This is a genomic window from Flavobacterium sp., assembly GCF_024642105.1.
Taxonomy (GTDB): domain Bacteria; phylum Bacteroidota; class Bacteroidia; order Flavobacteriales; family Flavobacteriaceae; genus Flavobacterium.
In genome coordinates, this window is the sequence record NZ_JAHEBT010000053.1 from 363,880 (window position 1) to 386,577 (window position 22,698).

The 22,698-nt window shown below is 33.7% G+C and carries 17 protein-coding genes; 6 read left to right on the top strand and 11 right to left on the bottom strand.

Going from position 1 to position 22,698, the window contains the following annotated elements; translation table 11 throughout:
- The first annotated feature begins 67 nt into the window (after positions 1-67).
- From Q0L65_RS09905 to Q0L65_RS09920, 4 genes are all read left to right on the top strand, one after another.
- On the top strand, positions 68-1,747 hold the full coding sequence (locus Q0L65_RS09905) for an AAA family ATPase (RefSeq protein WP_296685852.1): 1,680 nt from the start codon (positions 68-70) through the stop codon (positions 1,745-1,747).
- 524 nt (positions 1,748-2,271) lie between these two features.
- Positions 2,272-2,487, top strand: a complete 216-nt coding sequence (locus Q0L65_RS09910; RefSeq protein WP_296685854.1) for a hypothetical protein — start codon at positions 2,272-2,274, stop codon at positions 2,485-2,487.
- A gap of 118 nt (positions 2,488-2,605) precedes the next feature.
- The gene (locus tag Q0L65_RS09915) at positions 2,606-2,950 is read left to right on the top strand and encodes a hypothetical protein (RefSeq protein ID WP_296685856.1); all 345 of its coding nucleotides are present in this window, start codon (positions 2,606-2,608) and stop codon (positions 2,948-2,950) included.
- 52 nt (positions 2,951-3,002) lie between these two features.
- Entirely contained in the window at positions 3,003-3,284 is a 282-nt protein-coding gene (locus Q0L65_RS09920) for an IS1 family transposase (protein WP_296685916.1), read from the top strand.
- A 171-nt stretch (positions 3,285-3,455) separates the two neighbouring features.
- On the opposite strand, the gene Q0L65_RS09925 is transcribed toward Q0L65_RS09920, so the two are convergent.
- The 5 genes from Q0L65_RS09925 to dapF form a co-directional block, all read right to left on the bottom strand.
- On the bottom strand, positions 3,456-4,988 hold the full coding sequence (locus Q0L65_RS09925; protein ID WP_296685858.1) for an RNA-directed DNA polymerase: 1,533 nt from the start codon (positions 4,986-4,988) through the stop codon (positions 3,456-3,458).
- Positions 4,989-5,167: 179 nt separating this feature from the next.
- Complete coding sequence (locus Q0L65_RS09930) at positions 5,168-6,013, bottom strand: hypothetical protein (protein WP_296685860.1); 846 nt, start codon at positions 6,011-6,013, stop codon at positions 5,168-5,170.
- Positions 6,014-7,079: 1,066 nt separating this feature from the next.
- Positions 7,080-8,120 (bottom strand): endolytic transglycosylase MltG, encoded by a 1,041-nt coding sequence (mltG, locus tag Q0L65_RS09935; RefSeq protein ID WP_296685862.1) that lies wholly within the window; start codon positions 8,118-8,120, stop codon positions 7,080-7,082.
- A gap of 11 nt (positions 8,121-8,131) precedes the next feature.
- Positions 8,132-8,665, bottom strand: coding sequence for a GNAT family N-acetyltransferase (locus tag Q0L65_RS09940; protein WP_296685865.1), 534 nt, complete (start codon positions 8,663-8,665; stop codon positions 8,132-8,134).
- Positions 8,666-8,674: 9 nt separating this feature from the next.
- A complete protein-coding gene (gene dapF / locus Q0L65_RS09945) occupies positions 8,675-9,457 on the bottom strand; it encodes a diaminopimelate epimerase (RefSeq protein ID WP_296685866.1) in 783 nt (260 codons plus the stop codon).
- A 134-nt stretch (positions 9,458-9,591) separates the two neighbouring features.
- Here dapF and Q0L65_RS09950 point away from each other — a divergent pair, with 134 nt between their 5' ends.
- The gene (locus Q0L65_RS09950) at positions 9,592-10,992 is read left to right on the top strand and encodes a Do family serine endopeptidase (RefSeq protein ID WP_296685869.1); all 1,401 of its coding nucleotides are present in this window, start codon (positions 9,592-9,594) and stop codon (positions 10,990-10,992) included.
- 50 nt (positions 10,993-11,042) lie between these two features.
- On the opposite strand, the gene Q0L65_RS09955 is transcribed toward Q0L65_RS09950, so the two are convergent.
- Positions 11,043-11,507 carry an Lrp/AsnC family transcriptional regulator gene (locus Q0L65_RS09955; protein WP_296685871.1) on the bottom strand — a complete coding sequence of 155 codons (465 nt, stop codon included), beginning with the start codon at positions 11,505-11,507 and terminating at the stop codon, positions 11,043-11,045.
- Between the two features lie 206 nt (positions 11,508-11,713).
- Here Q0L65_RS09955 and ald point away from each other — a divergent pair, with 206 nt between their 5' ends.
- A complete protein-coding gene (gene ald / locus Q0L65_RS09960; RefSeq protein ID WP_296685875.1) occupies positions 11,714-12,826 on the top strand; it encodes an alanine dehydrogenase in 1,113 nt (370 codons plus the stop codon).
- Positions 12,827-12,900: 74 nt separating this feature from the next.
- On the opposite strand, the gene Q0L65_RS09965 is transcribed toward ald, so the two are convergent.
- The 5 genes from Q0L65_RS09965 to Q0L65_RS09985 form a co-directional block, all read right to left on the bottom strand.
- Positions 12,901-14,310 (bottom strand): amino acid permease, encoded by a 1,410-nt coding sequence (locus Q0L65_RS09965; protein ID WP_296685877.1) that lies wholly within the window; start codon positions 14,308-14,310, stop codon positions 12,901-12,903.
- A gap of 132 nt (positions 14,311-14,442) precedes the next feature.
- Entirely contained in the window at positions 14,443-15,906 is a 1,464-nt protein-coding gene (locus Q0L65_RS09970; protein WP_296685880.1) for a peptidoglycan endopeptidase, read from the bottom strand.
- A 349-nt stretch (positions 15,907-16,255) separates the two neighbouring features.
- Positions 16,256-18,520: an aconitate hydratase gene (locus Q0L65_RS09975; RefSeq protein ID WP_296685882.1), complete on the bottom strand. Its 2,265-nt coding sequence runs from the start codon at positions 18,518-18,520 to the stop codon at positions 16,256-16,258.
- Between the two features lie 129 nt (positions 18,521-18,649).
- Positions 18,650-21,421: a bifunctional aconitate hydratase 2/2-methylisocitrate dehydratase gene (locus tag Q0L65_RS09980; protein WP_296685919.1), complete on the bottom strand. Its 2,772-nt coding sequence runs from the start codon at positions 21,419-21,421 to the stop codon at positions 18,650-18,652.
- Positions 21,422-21,687: 266 nt separating this feature from the next.
- A complete protein-coding gene (locus tag Q0L65_RS09985) occupies positions 21,688-22,641 on the bottom strand; it encodes a MoxR family ATPase (RefSeq protein ID WP_296685884.1) in 954 nt (317 codons plus the stop codon).
- Between the last annotated feature and the right edge of the window lie 57 nt (positions 22,642-22,698).

Consider the following 22,698-nt stretch of genomic DNA (forward strand, 5'->3'; position numbering starts at 1 on the left):
TGACTAAACATTGAAATAATTTTAAAATAAAATCAAAATTTAAATCAAACTAAAGATTTTATACCAAATGAAATTACACAAATTAATAATTGAAAATTTTAGAGGCCTAAAAGGAAATCAAAACATAATAGAGTTTTGCGATTCTAATATTATTTTTTTAATTGGTCAGAATAATGTTGGTAAATCAACTTTTTTAAGAGCTTATGAATTTTTTGTTAATTCTTCTCAAAAAGCAAATCAGGAAGATTTTTATGATTACAATACTAATTTCCCAATAATAATTGAAGGATGGTTTTATAAAGAAGAAGAGGATGAGGGAGATATTAGCTTGCAAGGTACCGGAAAAACTAAAGAACCTGACTGGGTCAATAAATGGGTAGATAATAATAACATCGTTAAAGTACGGAAAAAATGGTCTGAATCTGGCGGGAATTTTGAAAAAGAAACCTTTTCTCCTCATGAGAATGAATGGATTCCAAACGGATTTGGAGGTATGGATACTTTATTCACAAAATATACTCCAACTCCAATTGCAATAAATGCAATGGAAACTTCAAATTCTCTTGAAGAAAAAGTAAATAAATTAATTCAGGATGATTTTTTAAAAAAAATTAAGTTAGAGTATGGAGAACTTTGTGATGAAATAACTTCTAAAATTAAAGAACTCCAATCGAATATTATTAGTTCGGAAACTGTTGAAAAATATAATGAAGATTTAAATGAGAATTTTCAAAAAATATTTTCAAATTTAACTTTAAAAATTCAGGCTAATAAAGAAGAAAATATTAAAATTGAAGATGCGTTTAAGAAAAATCACACAGTTACAGTAGAGAAAAATAATTCTACTCGAAAAGAAAGTTTTTTGCAAAATGGGCATGGGGTTATACGACAGGCTCTATATAATTTTATGACATTTCTTAAACAAAATAGAACAGGAATTAAAAAAGAATATATAATTCTTTACGAAGAACCGGAATTATTTCTACATCCTAAAGTAGCTTTCAAGTTAAGAGAAAGCCTATATGAACTTGCAGAGAATAGTCCATATCAAATTCTTTGTGCTACGCATTCGCCTTTAATGATTGATATTTCAAAACCACACTCTTCATTGTTAAGAGTTACAAAAGATGATAATGAAAATTCATTTACATTTCAAGTAGGTCAAAATTTGTTTGCTAAAGATGAAGACCAAAAGCAGCGAGTTCAAATGATTAATCGTTTCAATCCTCATATTTGTGAATCTTTTTATGTAGATAAAGTATTATTAGTAGAAGGAGACACCGAAACAATTGTCTATCGAGATTTGCTAAATAGATTTTACCCTGATAAAGAAGTATTTGTATTAAATACTGGCTCCAAAAACAACATTCCTTTCTTTCAAGAGGTACTTACTGCATTTCACATCGAACACTATATTATACATGATATTGACAATGAGTTCAGTGTAAATAATAATAGAAATCCAGCTTGGACTTTAAACCAAATAATTTGGGATAATGTTATTAAATCAAATTCAATTAAAAATGGATTGTCTAGAAGATATTTACACAACACAGATTTTGAAACAGCACATGGAATAAAATTATCAAATGGAAAAGATAAACCTTTAAAATCCTATCAATTTGTTAGTAGAATAGACGGCACTGAACCAAAACCAAATTGTTTAAAATGGTTAGACGATATTTTAGGTAAAAAAGAAATACTTCATGATATGGAATATATTCTAGGGAACCTACCTAATAATTGAATTAAATGATGAATAAAAATTATTTCAAAATTAAAATCTATTATCAAAACGCCCTTTCTTAAATAGGTATTCATAAAACAATCTATTTTTTAAGCATTATATTTATTCAGAAATATCTTTAAAGATAGCTTAGACTAGTTTTACAACATTTGTATAAATTGCGATGTTGGCACTTAAATTAAAAGTAATTACTTCCAACTAAAAACTGAAAAAAAATTCATAAAATGTGTGTTAATTATATATAAGTAAAAGTAATAACACAGTAGTGCTTTATATTATAGATTTAATGGAAATATTAAGAATATAAGCTCAGTTTTGTCTATTTTAAGTTAAAACAAATATTCCCTTTAACTATAAAAACAAAAGTTAAACTCCAAATCAAATTAGAAGATAATATATGTGATTATAAATTTGGATTGATATAAACATACTTAATCGACTATTAAGTTTAAACATCAAGATGGCATCAAAAATACTTAATTAAAAATATTATCAGGAAGTGTGAAATACAATCTAATAACAAAATGAAAAATATAAGAATAATAAGAGCAGAGATTAATGGAGATGTGTTTCCAATTTCACTAAAAGAGACAAAAAATCCTGAAAAAAATTTTTATACTATTGTAATTGGTAATAATGCAGCTGGAAAAAGTCGCCTACTTGTAAATATTCTTAATAATTTACGACAAGTTAGTAGGTCGTGTATCAAAGTTAGTGATGATACAAATTTCACAATTTAACATGTTGATAATCAATATTTAAATTGATTTATTTCAAACAAGGGGAGACTATATGTCTCTCTTTTTTTATTTTTTATTGTCTCTTAAAAACGCTAAAAATGGCTTTTTATACGTCCTCATGTACAAAGTTAGTGATACTAAAATTTGCCCTCATTGTACTGCTTCTACACTTATTAAAAATGGGTTTACTGCTAACCGAAAACAACAATTTTATTGTAAAACATGTACGAAACGGTGCATCGATTTTTATACAAATAATGGCTATGGTAAAGAAATCAATGCCCATATTGTAATGCTTATTAAAGAGGGTATGGGAATTAGAAGTATGGCTCGAGTTTTATGTATTTCTACCACCACTTTACTAAAACGCATATTGTTTATTGCCAAAGGAGTGCAATCGCCACCCATTTATTCTGGTCAAATCTATGAAGTAGACGAAATGAGGACTTTTTTTAAGGCATAAGGGCAAGGTAATTTGGATAGTATATGCTTTAGATAGAGTCAACAAAAATGTAATCAGTTTTGCTGTTGGTTCAAGAACCAAGAAAACACTCAATCAAGTTATTAAAACCGTAGTACTTTCCAATCCCAAGCGAATTTATACTGATGGGTTGATTCACTACAAATTTATAATTCACAACACTATTCATAAAGTCACCCGTTTTGGGACCAATAGGATTGAAAGAAAAAATCTGAGCCTCCGTACTCAATTAATACGCCTCAATAGAAGGTCAATTTGTTTCTCCAAAAGTTTGCTTGTACTCAGCGCAGTGCTAAGGATTTATTTTTGGTTGTGATAGTAACGATTTAAACCTAAACATTATTTATAAGATGAACTCTAACGTTTCTCGGCTAGACGCTGAAGTGAAGACAGCGAACTGATTATTTTCTGTTAAAGATAAACGTTTTTCGTGAACACGTTAAAACAAAAACCAACAATTGTGTGAAACGGCTGTTAGTGACTGGCTTTAATCTCCTGGGTCCTCATCATATTCTGCAATGAACAGTTGTACTTCAAATGGATTTATAACGACATCAATATTTTGAATTACTTGTTCGTCAATTATTGGGGTATTATCAATCAGAGTTTTAAATCTAGCATTAAGCCAACTTGAATCCCAAATTTGTATTGTTTGGTCATTAACTTTTCTGCAAAGATTTTCTTCGTAAACTTTAGCTCTATCGATTTTAATTGTCAAACGTTGGAGCCATATTTTGATATGTCCAGTATTTGGGATTTTTTCAAACTTGGCCATAATTGATTCAAGGATTGCTTCTCTTTTACTCGCATCATTTAAAATTGAAAAGAGTTTACTTAATATAGCCGAAGCTATTGGATAGGTTCTTGGGTTTTTATACATTATATCCACAAGAATGCTAATTAAAACAGGAACATGGTGAAGTTCTGCCAAACCTTTTATTCTGTCATAAAATTTTCCTAACGCCTTACTCAAACTTCCTGAATTAGGATGTTTTTCTGATAAATTGTGAATAATAAGTAAATGTTCTTGGATACTTTTACTTCCATTTTTCTGTGAAATCCAATAGAGCTTGTCTGGTTTTATTGAGTCTCGAACTACATTATTAGAAACTATAGTTTTAGATGCATTAAGCCGCATACCGAGTTCAATTAATATTTCCGTCAATATTTTGGTAATTAATTCAGCATCTTGAGGATTGTTAGAAAAAATACGATAATCATCACGGTAACGAATAATTTGATAGTCTTGAACGTGAGCAGGTATTCTATTTGTGAGCTCTAAATCGGCAAAGCCAAGAACAATTTCTGCTATAAAATCCATAACTACACTTCCTTGCGGAATACCATTTGTTTGTCCAAATGCCATTTCTCGGAGATGTTTATCAATTGAGTTTCCAATTAAAGTATGGTTGTTACGATTTGCAAGTAGTTTTGCAAATGGTTTTGTATGAATAGCCCAAGAAACAGAATGTGTATATATTGAACCATAACAATCTGTTATGTCTGTGTGTAAAACATATTCGTATTTAAGAGCAAGTTCGATAGAATGTTGTTCTATTGTTTGCCACCATTGAGTAACTGTTGTAGCTTTGTCTGATTGAACATCTTCTGATTCCAATGGAATGCTATAACATTTTATTTTTGGATTTGCATCAAATTGTGTAAACCTAGCCTTTATCAAATTCCAATTAGCTTCTTCGGTCATATTATGAACAAGAGAAACATATAATGCTGGATGTATTAATTGGAATGGTCGCCAAGCAAACTTCCCGTCTTTATTGTTTAAGAAAGAATAATTTACATTTTCAAAATCTGACGGATAAGTAGATTTTACCTGACCAGCTGGAGTTGTAAAAGTGCCTAAAAAATCAGATAATCTGCGTCCTGTCAATTGCGCAGAAACTTGATTAATTATGTTTTGAAAAACAAAGTATTGAGGTAAATCAAAATTGAAATAGCTTTCAGTTTTTAGAAAATACGCTCTTGCTTCAGTATTATTTAGTTCTAATATTCTTCTCATTGTTTTCTAATCGTGTGTGTTTTTGTGTTTCTTTAAAGCTTGCTACTAACGTCTTGCAGCTTAGCGAAGCTGCGGATTTAGAAGCCTAAATTTTCAATTTTGCCCAAAAGTTCAATAGAAGAACTTTGATCCAATTTAGTACTGTTCCCGCCATTTTGCCAAACTATTGTTGGCAGTAGTTATTTTATCAATTCTGACGCATCACTTTTATAACTTTGTAATGAATGTTTGAGAGTTTTTGATATTTGTTTTAAATCTTCTTTATGATTATCGTTTTGCATTTTGATTTCTCTGAAAAGTACGGATGTGTCTCTAAATTTTGGTAAGTGTTCAAGAATAAGCTGATTGTTAGTGTATTTTATTAAAACATTTTCAAGCACTTTTCTGATGAACTCATAAAAATAATTCAAATCAGTCTCGTCTTGTATATTATCATAGAAATCTTTAATGTAAGAATTCAACTTTTCTATATCAGCATACTCTAGTAAGTTAGGTTGTTTGGTAAACCAAGCGGTTAAATTCATCAAGTCATTTACTTGGAATTTAAATTTGGTTTTTCTTTCATAATCAAAATGTTGAGATTTTTCTACCATTGTCCAAAGTTGGTCTATTTGCATATTGAAATAATCAACTTCCGATGAGATATTGTTAAAGGTTTTAATTTTGCTTTCTCCAAAAATATTTATATATGAGAGAAAATAGTTTTCGTTTTTTAATAGTTTTTCTAATCTATTTAAACTTTTATTTGGAGAAAATCTTAATAATTGAAATTCAAGATTGTTTTTTTCGTAATTAGAAACCATTTCATCTAAGTTTGACGTAATTTTTTCTATGTGTCCAATAGAAGATTTGATAAGATTTGAAAAATGTCTTACTCGATTACTGTCTTCATCTTTACTTTTTTTCTTTTCCTTTTTTATTTCCGATTGGATTGTTAGGTAAAAAATTAGAAGTGCAGTTCCTGTTCCAATTAATGCACTAATAATATCTTTTAAAAAATCTTTTGCTGTTTCTATTTCACACATATGTTTTTATAATTACTGCCAAAAACCAAATATACGCATTGCGTCAATCTAAAATTAAAAACATGCGTACATTAATTTTTAATACGGTTGTATTTGAAGCATAATTAGTTTCTTATTAATAAAGTTCTATAAATATTATTTATTTGGCGCAATATTTTTTCTCGTGTATCAAAATTAGTGATACTAAAATTTGTCATTTGAAATAACGTTCATTTCTTGTTCTATGTCAAAACGATAACCTTCAGAAAATCAATGAGTTGGTTTAATTTTAAATTTATAGCGCTCACAAGTTGAACCAATGACCTTAAATTCAGTTTTAAGGTCATTGGTTGTTTTATATCGAACCGATAACCTTCAGAAAATCAATTGTTTGGTTCGATTTTAAGTCTATGTTGCCCACTAAGTTGAACCAATGACCCTAATTATTTTTAGGGTCATTTTTTTGCAAAAGTTTTAAATCTAATTTAAAAAAGTTCGAGATTACTCCTCTATTCTCCACTAAGTTGAACCAATGACCCTAATTATTTTTAGGGTCATTTTTTTGCAAAAGTTTTAAATCTAATTTAAAAAAGTTCGAGATTACTCCTCTATTCTCCACTAAGTCGAACCAATGACCCTAATTTTTTTTAGGGTCATTTTTTTTGCAAAAGTCTCAAATCTGAATTAAAATAGTTCGAGACAACTCCTCTCTGCTCCACTAAGTCGAACCAATGACCCTAACTTTTTTTAGGGTCATTTTTTTTGTAAAAGTTTCAAATCTGAATTAAAATAGTTCGAGACAACTCCTCTATTCTCCACTGAAACTATTTCAGAAAAAGCTAAAAGCCTGTAAATCCTATGATTTACAGGCTTTTTCATTTTGGCTACTATTCAAATTATGCATTAAATCACAATGTGTAGGTGATACAATTGGGAGACTTTGTACAGCGGAGAACATATAAAAAGCCATCATAAGCATTTTTAAGAAGTAATAAAAAAGAGCTCAAAAAAGCTCATTTTTATCAATTATTTATTCAATTTAACGACTAAAAAAAGGCGAAAAACAACTGATTTTCGCCTTTTTAAACTATCTTTTTACACCTTGACTATTAATCCAATTGTAATATTTTTTAGCATTCTGTTCATGTTCAGCTTGAGTCACTGCAAAATCGTGGTACCCAAAACGATCTACACTCGCACAGAAATAAATATAATTGTGTTTTTCTGGATTTAAAACCGCCTCTATTGCTGTAATGTCAGGCATCGCAATTGGACCTGGAGGTAGTCCCGCACTATAATAGGTATTATATGGAGAGGCTACTTGTAAATCTTTATTTAAAACTCTTTTTATTACTTGCGTAAAATCATTTGATTTCTTTTTCACCGCATAAATAACAGTAGGATCCGCTTGTAATAAAATCCCTTTATGCAAACGATTCAAATACACCCCAGCAATTCTAGGTCTTTCATCCTTTTTCACTGATTCTTTATGAACTATCGAAGCTAAAATTGTTGCATCAATTGGGGTTAAACCTTGTGCTTTGGCTTTTGCAACACGCTCTTCATTCCAAAAATTGCGGTATTCTTTAATCATTTTATCGCGAAACTTGATTGCCGTTGTGTTCCAATACAATTCATAGGTATTAGGAATAAACATCGTCAACACATTTTCTTCATTAAATCCATTTTCTTTTAAGAAAGTGGAGTCTTTAATAGCCTTTAATAACGAAATACTATCCGCTTCAATTTCAGAACTTATTCTTCCAGCAAAATCTTCTAATCGCTCCTGATTATTGAATGATAATTTCACTTCATTATTGATTCGTAAAGCGTTAATCAGTTCATTACTATTCATTCCTTTTTTGAATAGGAATTTACCTGGTTTCACATTATTAGGGTATTTCTTTTTATTCGCCACCGCATCAAATCGATCCGTATTTTCAACATACGGAGCTACTATTTTTTTAACTGCTTCATAATCTGAACCCGTTGGAACGTAAACATACACCTCATTTTCTTCAAATTTAGTATTGTCCGAAAATATTTGACGTACTAATATAAGTCCGTAAATCATTAGAGCTGAAATGACAACAATACTAACTGTAGTGATGATTTTTTTTATATTCAAAATTGTATTTTTTAAAATGAATGATTAACTAATTGATAAAGAGCCTCGTCTTTAAAGATTCCGTTGACTAACGCCCAATCTTTTTTAACGCCTATTTTTTCAAACCCAAATTTAGTAAAAAGTGCTATACTAGCCGTATTTTCTGTGGCAATATTTGCATACAATTGATGCAAATTCAAATTGTAAAAAGCATATTGAATTAGCAATTCTAAAGCTTCTGAACCGATATTTTGCTTTCTATTCTCAATAGATTGAATTACAATCCCGATTCCGGCTCTCCTATTTTGAGGATCGAAGTCAAACAAATCAATCAACCCTATGGCAGGAAAATCTTCGTCTTGACAAATCGCCAATCGCAATTGTTTGGCCTCATAAATATCTTGATGGGCATTTTCCAAATACTGCTTCACTAAAAACCGACTATAGGGTGTTTGTGTATTGCTGACTTCCCAAATACTTTGGTCGTTTTCCATTGCATAGACAAACTCCAAATCATTGGGTTCTAATGCGCGTAGATAGATAGTTTTGCCTGTAAGGGTTATCATTTGTTTGATTTATATCTCAATTGTTCCTTTAAAAACAAATTCGGCAGGCCCTTTTAAAAAGACATTGGTGTATTTTCCATCTTTTTTATCAAAGGAAACGGCTAATTTTCCGCCTTCAACATTCAAATTGATGGCATTCAAATTGGTTTGACCTGTAGCATTCATTGCAATCGCTACCGCAGTAGCACCTGTACCACAAGCTAAAGTTTCATCCTCTACCCCTCTTTCATAGGTTCGTAAAGAAAAAGTAGTATTGTCTATTTTTTTTACAAAATTAATATTACTTCCTTGTTGTCCATACAAAGCACCATAACGAATCGCCGCTCCGTTCTCTTTTACATTATAGTGTTCTAAATCCTCAACTAGTTGCACATGATGTGGAGAACCAGTATTCAAAAAAGAATATTCTGGTGTGTTATTGATTTCAGCAACATCAATCATTTGCAAAGAAACAATACCATCAGCAGCCACTGTAGCATAATGCAAGCCATCAGTAGCAATAAAAGTAGTTTCGTCTTGGATAACATTTAATTTTTTGGCGAAAGCCACCAAACAACGTCCTCCGTTACCACACATCGAACTCAAATTACCATCCGAGTTGTAATACACCATTCTGAAATCAGTATCTGTATCGCTATCCAATAAAATCAGTCCATCTGCTCCAATTCCAAAACGACGGTCGCATAAATGAGCTACTAATTGCGTGTTCTCTTTAGGGAAAGAATTCGAACGATTATCAATCATTACAAAATCGTTTCCTGTTCCTTGGTATTTATAAAATTCTAATTGCATTTTCTTGAATTATAAAACACAAAAGTACGAACTATTAATGAAATGTTAATCATTGTTAAAGAGCGTTAAACTGTTTTTTACAAAAGAATTTCTCTTTTAAATTTACCATCAATAATTTAAAAACGAAAATCATTATGAATCGCTTTTCAAATCTATTTTTAGTCTCCCTATTGAGTGGAGCTGTAACCTTAAGTGCTTACAAACTATTATTTGACCAAGATGGTTATTTTTCGAAAAACAAAGATGGACTAGTTACTGTTGCGGGTGATTATTATGGCAAACGAGTGGGATTCTCACCCGAAAATGTTGATTTCACTGAATCTGCCGAGAAGACTATCCACACGGTAGTCCACGTAAAAAATGTTTCTAGAAGAACTATTTCTAATCCTATTATGGAATTCTTTTATGGGTATGGTGGTAGCCAACAACAAGAGCAAATTGGGACTGGATCAGGGGTTATCATCTCCGAAGATGGTTATATTGTGACCAATAATCACGTGATTAAAGATGCTACCGAAATTGAAATCACGTTAAACAATAAAAAGTCATACAAAGCCAAACTCATTGGTACCGACTCCAAAATGGATATCGCTTTGCTAAAAATCAATGCCGATGAAAAATTACCCTATACGGCTTTCGCCAATTCTGATTCAGTAAAAATTGGAGAATGGGTTTTGGCAGTTGGAAATCCTTATAATTTGACCTCAACAGTAACGGCAGGAATTGTATCTGCCAAAGCGCGAAATCTAGACACCAGCGGCATCCAATCTTTTATTCAAACCGATGCTGCCGTTAATCCTGGAAATAGCGGTGGCGCCTTAGTAAACACACGAGGCGAATTAATTGGCATTAACACTATGATTAGCTCTCCAACCGGAAGTTATACTGGTTATTCATTTGCAGTTCCTTCTAATATTGCCAGAAAAATCATCGAAGATATTATGGAGTATGGTAATGTACAACGCGGAATTCTTGGTGTTGAAGGAGGTGAATTAAATTCAAAATCATCTAAAGAATTAGGCATTTCTCAAACCGAAGGCTTCTACGTTAATAGAGTAACCAAACGATCTGGGGCGGAAAAAGCAGGACTTCAAAAAGGAGATGTCATCATTAAACTAGACAATCAATCTGTATCAACTTTTGCTGATTTATCAGGTTATATCAACACGAAACGACCAAATGATAAAGTAGCGGTAACTATAATTAGAGAAGGTAAAAACAAAGTAGTACCTGTTATTTTAAGTAAAAACGAATATTTTAATACTGAGTTCAAAGGATTGGAATTAGAGAATATTGATGCGACTGATAAGAAACGATTCCGCCTTAATTATGGCGTTAAAATCAAAGCAATTACTAACGAGAATTTAAAACAATACGAAACGGAGCTTTTAGGGAATATCATTTTAAGTATTGACAATGTAAAAGCAACCGATATTGAAACCGTTTCGAAATTACTGAATAACAAAGAAGAGAGTCAAAGTATTCGCATTGAAATGATCAATCAAAATGGAGAAATTTTTAGAATAATTATTTAATTCACCTCGTTTTAAAACAACAGCCGTCTTGACAATTTAAGACGGCTTTTTTATTTAATGGGTATTACTGTCGTCGTCTTTACTTCCGAAATAATGAAAAAACTATTAATCAACGAAACTTCAGGTAAAACGGATAATTTCTGTTGATGAAAATGATGGTAACTATCCATATCGGGTAATACTACTTTGAGTAAATAATCAAAATTTCCTGAAACAAAATTACACTCTACCACTTCGGGCATATTCAAAATCGAAGCGTTAAATCCTTCAGATACATCATGCGTTTGCTTCACCAAAGTAACCTGACAATACACTGTAAGATGCATTCCTAGCTTCTTTTTATTTAAAATAGAAACATATTTTTCAATAATTCCCTCTTTTTCCAAACGTTTTACTCTATCATGAACTGGCGTCAATGATAAATTAATCTTATTCGAAATATCTTTCAGTGTTAAATGAGCATCTTCTTGTAGCAAACGAAGAATTTTTTTATCAATAGCATCAATAGTCATCATAATAGTCGAAATTAAATAAATTGAAAATGAATAAAGCGATTATTTTTCTTTCACCCTTCAAAAAACGAAACCTAAAAAGAAATAAATAATTTAAAAACACAAAATAAAAGAAATAATTTCTTAATTAAGCGTCATATTGCAATAATTTTTCCTTTATACATACATTTGTTACTGGATTTTAAGTCTAACTTTAAAACTACAATTCTATGATAATAGGTGTTCCAAAAGAAATTAAAAACAACGAAAATCGTGTAGCCTTAACTCCAGCGGGGGTGGCCGAATTCAAGAAACACGGACACGTAATTTATATTCAAACTAATGCAGGAGAGAACAGCGGTTTTAGCGATAGCGCTTACGAAAATGCTGGAGCGGTGATTTTACCAACAATTGAAGCGGTTTACGAAATTGCCGAAATGATTATTAAAGTAAAAGAGCCTATTGCATCTGAATATGCTTTGATTAAAAAAGACCAATTGGTATTTACCTATTTCCATTTTGCTTCTTCAGAAGCATTAACCAAAGCCATGATAGAAAGCGATGCGATTTGTTTGGCTTACGAAACCGTAGAAAAAACAGACCGTAGTTTGCCATTATTAGTACCCATGTCGGAAGTGGCAGGAAGAATGTCTATCCAAGAAGGTGCTAAATACCTAGAAAAACCAATGCAAGGAAAAGGGATTTTATTGGGCGGTGTTCCAGGAGTAAGTCCTGCTAAAGTAGTGGTTTTAGGCGGAGGAATTGTAGGAACGCAAGCGGCAAAAATGGCTGCAGGTTTTGGTGCCAAAGTAACGATTATGGATGTGAGTTTAGCTCGTTTACGCTATTTATCTGATATTATGCCAGCAAATGTAACTACCCTAATGTCTAATCATTACAACATTTGCGAAGCTATTGCTGATGCCGATTTAGTCATTGGAGCTGTTTTAATTCCAGGAGCCAAAGCACCTCATCTAATTACAAGAGATATGCTGAAGTTAATGAGTCCTGGAACAGTTGTAGTTGACGTAGCGGTGGATCAAGGTGGTTGTATTGAAACCTGTACACCAACCACACACGAAAATCCAACTTTCATCATTGACGGAATCGTTCACTATTGTGTAGCCAATATGCCAGGTGCAGTACCTTACACTTCTACTTTGGCTTTGACCAATGCTACTTTACCTTATGCGCTACAATTAGCCAATAAAGGTTGGAAAAAAGCTTGCAATGAAAACGAAGAATTGAAAAAAGGATTGAACATTGCCAATGGTAAGATTGTTTACAAAGGAGTTGCTGAAGCTTGGGGATTGCCTTTTGAAGAAGTAGCTACTATTTTATAAAATTTAATTCCCCCACATCATAAAAAAAGCCGTCTTGAAACAAGACGGCTTTTCTATTTATAAAAGTAACCTAATTATTCTTTAGGTTTCGTAGCATAATATATTGGAATTCCTGTCAACATAATCAACACTCCCCAACCACAAGTAGAAAATTTTGTAATTAATAACGAAACACATACTGCAGAAGCAATTACAATATACACCAATGGTAAAAAAGGATAACCAAAAGCTTTATACGGTCGCTCTACCTCAGGCATTTTTTTACGAAGAATAAAAATACCATAGATAGTTAGAATGTAAAATATTAAAACAATGATGATGACAAAATCCAATAAGTCTCCGTATTTTCCTGTCAAACATAAAAGCGAAGCCCAAACACATTGTACCCAAAGCGCCCATTCAGGTACACTTGCCGAATTCAAATTAGCTGCTTTTTTCAAGAACAAACCGTCTTTGGCCATTGTATAATAAACCCTTGCTCCCGCCATAATCAATCCGTTATTACAAGCAAACGTAGAAATCATAATCATTAAGGCAATAATGATAGTTCCCATATCTCCAAAAGTGTATTGAGAAGCCACTACTGCTACCCTATCCGATTTGGCTGTCGCAATTTCGTATAATGGAATTACTGCCAAATACATCAAATTAGTCAGGACATAAATGATAGTAACAATAAAAGTTCCAAGGAATAAACTCAAACCTACATTACGTTTAGGATTCTTAATTTCCCCTGCAATGAATGTAACCCCAACCCAAGCATCACTTGAAAATAACGAGCCTACCATAGCAGCTGAAATTCCAGTCAACAAAGCAGTTCCTCCAATAGGCAACCACGAACCCGTATCTGTATTAAACGAGCGAGTATTCCAAGCATCTGACCAATTGGCATTCCAAACTTCGGCTTTAGCAGCCAATAAAAACCCAAAAACAATCAACCCAAATAACGATAGAATCTTTATTACGGTTAAAACGGTTTGTAATGTTTTGCTGTTCTTTACCCCTCGACTATTTACATAAGTAAGTAATACAATTGTAATAATTGAAACGATTTGAGCTGCATTCAACTTAAAAGAACCTAACTCATATAAAATATTTTCATCACTTAAAGAAGGAATTAAATAGGCTGCAAATTTCGAAAAACCTACACCCACAGCAGCAATGGTACCCGTTTGAATAACTGCAAAGAAACTCCAGCCATACAAAAAGGCAATTAATTTATTATAGGCTTCTTTCAAATAGACATATTGCCCACCTGCTTTTGGAAACATGGCGCTCAATTCTCCATAACTCACTGCCGCAATCATGGTGATTATTCCTGAGATTAACCAAATTAAAGTCAACCATCCTGCCGAACCTACTTGTCTAGCAATATCAGCACTTACAATGAATATTCCAGAGCCAATCATAGATCCTACTACTAACATAGTACCATCTAACAATCCTAATTCTCGTTTAAAATCTCCTGGTTGATTTTCTTCCATAATTATTGGTTTTAGTTTTTGGTTGGTTAAAGATATACTTTTTTTTAAAACCGAGTTTTTGAAAGTAAAAGAAATAAACAATACCCTATTTAAAACAAAAAACTCCTCAAATGAGGAGTCTTGATTATTTTCTTATTGCTGTAACACCCGATTAATTTGGGTGAAATTTTTCTCGTAATATTTCTCTTTGGTAGACGAAATGATAACACCACTTTGCGTTGACGAATGTATGAATCGAATTTCTCCATCACACACTTCCACCACCATTCCCACGTGGTTAATTTGACTTCCTCCTCTTGTTTTGAAGAAAATCAGATCTCCTTTTTTAGCTTCTTTAGCCTCTATTTTTGTTCCAATTGTTGCCATTTCAACAGAAGATCTTGGCAATTTAATATCCAACGAACTAAATGTAGAGTACATCAAACCCGAACAGTCAAATCCATTTTTGGATGTACCACCCGAACGGTATCTCGAACCTAAATTATCCGATGCCATACGAATCAACTCATCTGCTAATTCTTCATTGGTGTTCCATTTTGCAATACTGCTAGCTATAGTAAGATTCTCTTTTTTTGCTACTGCATCAGTAATTTCTGCCGATACAAATTGAGTGTCAACAGTGACATCTTCTTGAATTGTTTTGGCTCCAGAGATGGTCAATTTAGCACCTACGTACAAATTCTTAACAATCGTTGGATTTTGATTTTCTAATTCTGCTACCGAAATACCGTACTTTTTAGCAATTCCGTATTTAGTTTCTTTTGAAAGTACCTCGTGAGTTACAGTCGCTATATTTTCTTCGACTGTTTCTTTTTTTATTGGGACAATTTCTTCTTTAGCTTTTTCTTTTAGCTCTATCTTTTTAGACGGCACCACCTCCACTTGTTTTACAACTGGAATAACGGCTGCAATTCCTTCTTTTACAGGAATCATAATTTTTTGACCCGCCTTAAGTGCTTCTTTTTCTAATATTGGATTGGCTTTATCCAAATCAGCCACTGAAATTCCATATTGTTTCGCTATCCCGAATTTTGTTTCAGAGGGTACTACTTCATGGATTGTTGTTCCTGTTTGTGGAGCAACTGGTAGTGGAATATTCTTTTCTTGTTTTTCTTTTAGAACAACTTCTTTTTTAGGTTCTAATTTGGGCGTTTCTTTCTTAGTTATTGAACCAAGATTTGAATTGACTTTGGTAGGAATCTTAATGTTTTGTCCTGCTTTCAAACCGGTTTCAGCTAATTCAGGATTAGCGTTATTGAGTTCTTCTAGAGAGATTTCATATTGTTTTGCAATACCAAACAAAGTTTCCTTTGGTTGTACTTCGTGTGTGTTTTCAACTAAAGCAACCTTTGATTCCGTTTTTGCTTTCATTCCTTTTGAAGTCTGACGTGGAATCAAAATAATAGATTCTAATTTCAGTGTTCGGCTACAATCTGGATTGAGTTCGTAAATAGCACTTGGATCTACTTTATATTTCTGGGCGATAGCAGTTATAGTTTCGCCTTTTTGTACGGTATGTTTTATCAGTTTTTCTTGAGAAAAAGCTGCTGAAAAGTTAATGAGCGATAAAATTAAAATTAGTTTGTAATACTTCATTCTGTTTTTAATTTTTAAACCCGATTTAATAATTCTAATGATTACTAAATTAAAGAAGCGATATGTAAATTATCATTTCTACAATAGAAAACGGGAATATTTCAAGAATTACAAAGATAGCCCTTTTTATGACTAAAAAAGTTAAAGCATTTATAAAATTAGTTCCAAAACAATATTTTAGAACTAAATTACCAATAGCCCTGATTGAAGTGCAAAGCCTTTTGAAATGAAATTGCCACAATTTTTTGAGAAAAAAGAGCGACTAAAAGAAGCTCCTTTTTGAACTAAAAAATGGCAATTTCATAAAAAAGCTTGAAACGAAAAGCAGGATTAGCTCCCGCAAACTAAATTATGCCTTGCCAGCCGCTATTAAATTTAAGGCTGAACCCGCGACAAACCATCCTATTTGCCCTGCATTATAGGTGTGATTAGCTAAGATAGTATCTTTGGTTCCATCAGCATGAACAAATTCTAAGGTTAGGGGTTTTGCTGGAGCAAATTCGGTTAAATCCATAAAGTTGATGGTGTCTCCTTCTTGAATTTTATCGTAATCAGCTTCATTAGCAAAAGTTAAGGCTAACATCCCTTGTTTTTTCAAATTGGTTTCGTGAATACGAGCAAATGATTTTACTAAAACGGCTTTTACACCCAAAAAACGTGGCTCCATGGCAGCATGTTCTCTTGAAGAGCCTTCGCCGTAATTATGATCTCCTACCACGATGGAAGGCACTCCAGCCGCTTTATAAGCACGAGCTACTGCTGGAACTGCATCATAAGCACCCGTCAACTCATTTTTAACTTTATTCACTTCTTGGTTGAATGCGTTTACAGCACCAATCAACATATTATTAGAAATATTGTCCAAATGACCTCGGAAACGCAACCAAGGTCCTGCCATTGAAATATGGTCTGTCGTACATTTTCCGAAAGCTTTGATTAACAATTTTGCACCCACAATATTTTTACCGTCCCAAGCTTCAAAAGGAGCTAACAATTGCAAACGGTCAGACGTTTCAGAAACCGCCACTTGTACCCCCGAACCATCTGCTGCAGGTGCTTGAAACCCTGCATCTTCTACATCAAATCCTCTTTTTGGCAATTCATCACCCGTTGGAGGGTTTAGTTTTACTGCTTCACCTTTATCATTCAACAACGTATCTGTAATTGGATTAAAATCCAAACGCCCTGAAATAGCTAAAGCTGCAACCATTTCTGGCGAAGTTACAAAAGCGTGTGTGTTTGGATTTCCATCGGCTCTTTTAGAGAAATTACGGTTGAACGAATGGACAATTGTATTTTTCTCTCCCTTCTCAGCTCCTGCTCTATCCCATTGTCCGATACACGGCCCACAAGCATTAGTAAAAACTTTGGTTCCCATTTTTTCAAACGTATCTATAATTCCATCTCTTTCGATAGTGAAACGGATTTGTTCTGAACCAGGGTTAATCCCAAATTCAGCAACTGGTTTGATCCCGTGTGCTACCGCTTGTTCTACAATAGAAGCAGCACGAGACATATCTTCATAAGAAGAGTTGGTACAAGAACCTATCAGACCCCACTCTACTTTTAGAGGCCAACCATTGGCTTCTGCCTCCGCTTTCATTTTAGAAACTGGAGTACCTCTATCTGGTGTAAATGGTCCGTTAATATGAGGTTCTAATTCAGATAAATTAATTTCAATTAATTGGTCAAAATACTGCTCTGGATTAGCATACACTTCAGAGTCTGCAGTCAGGTAATTTGCTACTTTATCAGCCGCATCAACCACCTCTTGACGTCCTGTTGCTGCTAAATATCTTCTCATCGAATCATCGTAACCAAAAGTAGAAGTCGTCGCTCCTATCTCGGCTCCCATATTACAAATAGTCCCTTTTCCTGTACAAGACATATTGATTGCACCTTCTCCAAAATATTCGACAACCGCTCCAGTTCCTCCTTTTACGGTAAGAATATCAGCTACTTTAAGAATCACGTCTTTTGGAGCAGTCCAGCCGTTCAATTTTCCCGTTAATTTAACTCCGATTAATTTGGGAAATTTCAACTCCCAAGACATTCCAGACATTACATCCACGGCATCTGCTCCACCTACTCCAATAGCTAGCATCCCTAATCCACCCGCATTTACGGTATGTGAATCGGTTCCAATCATCATTCCGCCAGGGAATGCGTAATTTTCTAAAACAATTTGGTGAATAATTCCAGAACCCGGTTTCCAAAAACCAATTCCGTATTTATTAGAAACTGAAGAAAGAAAGTCAAAAACTTCTTTAGATTGTGTGTTTGCTACCGCTAAATCCCATTTTGCACCAACTTTAGCCTGAATTAAGTGATCACAATGTACGGTAGTGGGAACAGCAACTTTGGATTTACCCGCATGCATGAATTGCAATAACGCCATTTGCGCCGTCGCATCTTGACAGGCCACCCTATCTGGGGCAAAATCTACATAATCAACACCTCTTGAAAAAGCTTGATTAGCAACTCCATCCCAAAGGTGGCTGTATAGAATTTTTTCTGTCAAACTAAGTGGACGACCTACTATCTCACGCGCTTTATCTACACGAGAAGCCATATTTTCGTACACTTTTTTAATCATTTCAATATCAAAAGCCATAAGAATTATTTTTAGATAGTTAGTATAAAAGTTTACTACTTACCAATTTACGAAAAAACGACCAGATACAAAACAAAAAAGCCTAAGTTTAACTTAGGCTTTCGTTTTTATAAAGAAATAGTGTACGTACTATCCCACTAACAATTTATGAGAAGGCGCAAACTTAGTTAAGTTAATACCTTCAACTGCTTGTTTATATTCCTCAATAGACGGTGTTCTACCTAAAATAGTTGATAAAACAACTACAGGTGTAGAAGATAGTAATGATTCTCCTTTTTTCTCTGCAGTGTCTTCCACCACTCTTCCTTGGAATAAACGAGTAGAGGTTGCCATAACGGTATCTCCTTTAGATGCTTTCTCTTGGTTACCCATACAAAGGTTACATCCTGGACGCTCTAAGTACAACATATTTTCATATTCTGTACGTGCCGCTGCTTTAGGTGCATTATCATCAAATTCAAAACCTGAATATTTTTGCAACACTTCCCAATCGCCTTCCGCTTTTAATTCATCAACAATGTTGTATGTTGGTGGAGCCACCACTAAAGGCGCTTTAAATTCCACTTTACCTTGTTGTTTTTCAATATTTTTAAGCATTTGAGCTAATATTTTCATATCGCCTTTATGCACCATACAAGAACCGATAAATCCTAAATCTACTTTTTTATCCCCTCCGTAAAAAGAAAGCGGTCTAATAGTATCGTGTGTGTATCGTTTGGAAACGTCTTTATTATTTACATCTGGATCTGCAATCATTGGTTCTGCAATCTGATCTAAATCAATCTCTACTTCTGCATAATATTTAGCATTAGCATCTGGTCTTAAAGCTGGTTTTTCACCTGATTTGATTTCAGCAATTCTCTTATTGGCTTTATCGATCAATCCTTTAAGGACTTGTTTGCTATTATCCATGCCTTTATCAATCATTATTTGGATTCTTCCTTTAGCAATTTCCAATGATTGAATCAAAGTTTCATCTTCTGAGATACAAATAGACGCTTTAGCTTTCATTTCAGCAGACCAATCTGTGAAAGTAAATGATTGATCAGCCGTTAATGTACCTATGTGTACTTCGATAATTCTACCTTGGAACACATTTTCGCCACCAAATTTATGTAGCATTTGCGCTTGAGTTGCATGAACCACATCACGGAAGTCCATATACTCTTTCATAGCCCCTTTGAAAGTTACCTTAACTGATTCAGGAATTGGCATAGAAGCCTCTCCTGTAGCTAAAGCCAATGCAACCGTACCAGAATCCGCACCAAAAGCTACTCCTTTAGACATTCTTGTATGAGAGTCACCACCAATAATGATAGCCCAATCATCAATTGTAATATCATTCAACACTTTGTGAATAACATCCGTCATAGCATGATATACTCCTTTTGGATCACGAGCTGTGATTAAACCAAAATCGTTCATGAATTTCATTAATTTTGGGATATTGGCTTGTGCCTTTTTGTCCCAAACTGAAGCGGTATGACATCCTGATTGGTACGCTCCATCAACGATTGGAGAAATTACTTTGGCAGCCATCGATTCTAATTCTTGAGCAGTCATTAAACCCGTTGTATCTTGCGACCCAACAATATTTACTTCTACACGAACATCTGAACCCGCATGCAATATTTTTCCTGGAGTTGTTCCAACAGCATTTCTATTGAATATTTTTTCAACTGCTGTAAGTCCTTGCCCTGCATGTGAAACTTCTTTTGAAGGAGCAAAAACCGTTGGAATATCAATTCCTAATACCTTACAAGCAAATGTTTGGATTTTTTTACCAAATACAATAGCATAAGAACCACCTGCTTTGATAAATTCCATTTTTTGTGGCGTGAATGATCTTGAAACATCAATCAATTCTTGATCACCGTTGTATAATTTTTTGGTTTTAGTGTTGATTGTCAAAACTGTTCCTGTTGCAACAGAATAAGCTTGTTCTAAAATAGGATCTCCATTTTCATCACGAACAAGAGTACCATTTCCATCTACTTTTTTAACCCAGTTTTTCAAATCAATTCCAATACCTCCCGTTACATCAACTGTAGTAAGGAAAATTGGAGAAATTCCATTCGTTCCACCAACAATTGGCGCAATATTTACAAACGGAATATAAGGGCTTGCTTGTTTACCAGTCCAAAGCGCTACGTTGTTCACTCCTGACATTCTAGAAGAACCAACACCCATAGTACCTTTTTCAGCAATTAACATCACGCTTTTATCAGGATGTTGCGCTTGAAGGGCTTTGATCTCTTCTTGTGCTTGAGGCGTAATCATACATTTACCGTGTAACTCACGGTCTGAACGCGAGTGCGCTTGATTTCCTGGAGACAATAAATCTGTAGAGATATCACCTTCACCAGCAATGAATGTAACTACTTTAATTTCTTCTGCTATTTCTGGTAATTTTGTAAAAAACTCCGCTTTAGCATAACTTTCTAAAATTTCTTTTGCAACTGGATTCCCATTAGTGTAAGCCTCTTGCAAACGTGCTGTATCAGCGTCATAAAGATACACTTGTGTTTTAAGTACATCTGAAGCTTGTTTTGCAATAGCTACATCACTTCCTAAAGCCAAATCAAGTAAAACTTCAATAGAAGTTCCTCCTTTCATGTGAGACAACAATTCCAAAGCAAAAGCCGGTGTGATTTCATTCACTATCTCTTTTCCAAGAATAATATCTTTTAAGAAATAGGCTTTTTTACCTGCGGCACTTGTAGTTCCCGGTAATGTATTATAAATAAAAAACGAAAGACATTCGTTTCTATTTGGGTTGTTAGTATCTTTGATTTGCGCTATAATTTCACTTAGTAATTCAGCGCTATCAATTGGTTTTGGATGCAATCCTTGACCTTTTCTTTCTTCAATTTCTTTAATGTATTCGTTATAAAGATTCATTGCATTATCAATAGCCATAGTATATTTGGGTATTTTTGTTTTTATGTCCAGCAAATTTAGAAATTAAAGCCGAGATTTAAAAATAATTTAATAAATCTAGTTCTATTGCCGATTATTATTATAAAATAATAAATCAGATTTAATTTTATTGCAAAAACAATAATTTAACCCAATAGATATTAAACAATTAACAAAATAATTGTTCATTTATCAAATCAAAAGAAGTGTTATTATAAAAGGAATTGAAACAATATCAATTTGCACAATTAGAGTAGTTTATCGATAATCATTTCTTCTGTAATGCCTTCGGCATCCGCTTTGTAGTTTTTAATGATTCGATGACGCAGAATCCCAATAGCAACCGCTTTAACATCTTCAATATCTGGAGAGAATTTTCCGTTAAAAGCAGCGTGGGCTTTGGCCGCTAAAATTAAATTTTGCGAAGCTCTTGGTCCAGCTCCCCAATCCAAATAGTTTTTCACAAAATCGTTTGACAACAGACTATCCGGACGTGTCTTTCCTACCAAAGCAACCGCATATTCAATCACATTATCTGCTACTGGAATGCGGCGAATTAAGTGCTGAAAATCGATAATTTCTTGAGCAGAAAATAGCGGTTCAATAACACTTTTTACATCCGAAGTGGTTTGTTTAACTACCTGAACTTCTTCTTCAAAAGTGGGGTATTCTAATTTAATAGCAAACATGAATCGGTCCAATTGCGCCTCTGGCAAAGGATAGGTCCCTTCTTGCTCGATGGGATTTTGAGTTGCCAATACAAAATACGGCAAGTTCAATTGGTATTGATGTCCTGCAATGGTTACCGCACGTTCTTGCATAGCTTCTAACAAAGCGGCTTGCGTCTTTGGCGGCGTTCTATTGATCTCATCAGCCAAGATGATGTTTGAAAAAACAGGCCCTTTTATAAATTTAAATTGTCTGTTTTCGTCCAAAATTTCGCTTCCTAAAATATCCGAAGGCATTAAATCTGGCGTGAACTGAATGCGTTTGAAATCCAACCCTAAGGCTTGTGCCAAAGTATTTACCATTAACGTTTTAGCCAATCCTGGAACACCTACCAATAAAGCGTGTCCGCCAGAGAAAATAGCCAACACAATTTGGTCAATCACAGCGTCTTGACCCACAATGATTTTAGCAATTTCTTTTTTTAGCGCGGTTCTTTTTTGAACTAAGTTATGTATAGCAGCTACATCAGACATTTTCGATTTCGTTTAAATGGAAAAGAGTTAGCAAAATGATTTTGATTTCATAAAGCT

What these genes read in the sequence shown, in the direction of transcription:
- Q0L65_RS09905 (WP_296685852.1), top strand. Translation starts at nt 68, where the DNA reads ATGAAATTACACAAATTAATAATTGAAAATTTTAGAGGCCTAAAAGGA.
- Q0L65_RS09910 (WP_296685854.1), top strand. Translation starts at nt 2,272, where the DNA reads ATGAAAAATATAAGAATAATAAGAGCAGAGATTAATGGAGATGTGTTT.
- Q0L65_RS09915 (WP_296685856.1), top strand. Translation starts at nt 2,606, where the DNA reads ATGTACAAAGTTAGTGATACTAAAATTTGCCCTCATTGTACTGCTTCT.
- Q0L65_RS09925 (WP_296685858.1), bottom strand. Translation starts at nt 4,988, where the DNA reads ATGAGAAGAATATTAGAACTAAATAATACTGAAGCAAGAGCGTATTTT.
- Q0L65_RS09930 (WP_296685860.1), bottom strand. Translation starts at nt 6,013, where the DNA reads ATGTGTGAAATAGAAACAGCAAAAGATTTTTTAAAAGATATTATTAGT.
- Q0L65_RS09940 (WP_296685865.1), bottom strand. Translation starts at nt 8,665, where the DNA reads ATGATAACCCTTACAGGCAAAACTATCTATCTACGCGCATTAGAACCC.
- dapF (WP_296685866.1), bottom strand. Translation starts at nt 9,457, where the DNA reads ATGCAATTAGAATTTTATAAATACCAAGGAACAGGAAACGATTTTGTA.
- Q0L65_RS09950 (WP_296685869.1), top strand. Translation starts at nt 9,592, where the DNA reads ATGAATCGCTTTTCAAATCTATTTTTAGTCTCCCTATTGAGTGGAGCT.
- Q0L65_RS09955 (WP_296685871.1), bottom strand. Translation starts at nt 11,507, where the DNA reads ATGATGACTATTGATGCTATTGATAAAAAAATTCTTCGTTTGCTACAA.
- ald (WP_296685875.1), top strand. Translation starts at nt 11,714, where the DNA reads ATGATAATAGGTGTTCCAAAAGAAATTAAAAACAACGAAAATCGTGTA.
- Q0L65_RS09965 (WP_296685877.1), bottom strand. Translation starts at nt 14,310, where the DNA reads ATGGAAGAAAATCAACCAGGAGATTTTAAACGAGAATTAGGATTGTTA.
- Q0L65_RS09970 (WP_296685880.1), bottom strand. Translation starts at nt 15,906, where the DNA reads ATGAAGTATTACAAACTAATTTTAATTTTATCGCTCATTAACTTTTCA.
- Q0L65_RS09975 (WP_296685882.1), bottom strand. Translation starts at nt 18,520, where the DNA reads ATGGCTTTTGATATTGAAATGATTAAAAAAGTGTACGAAAATATGGCT.
- Q0L65_RS09980 (WP_296685919.1), bottom strand. Translation starts at nt 21,421, where the DNA reads ATGAATCTTTATAACGAATACATTAAAGAAATTGAAGAAAGAAAAGGT.
- Q0L65_RS09985 (WP_296685884.1), bottom strand. Translation starts at nt 22,641, where the DNA reads ATGTCTGATGTAGCTGCTATACATAACTTAGTTCAAAAAAGAACCGCG.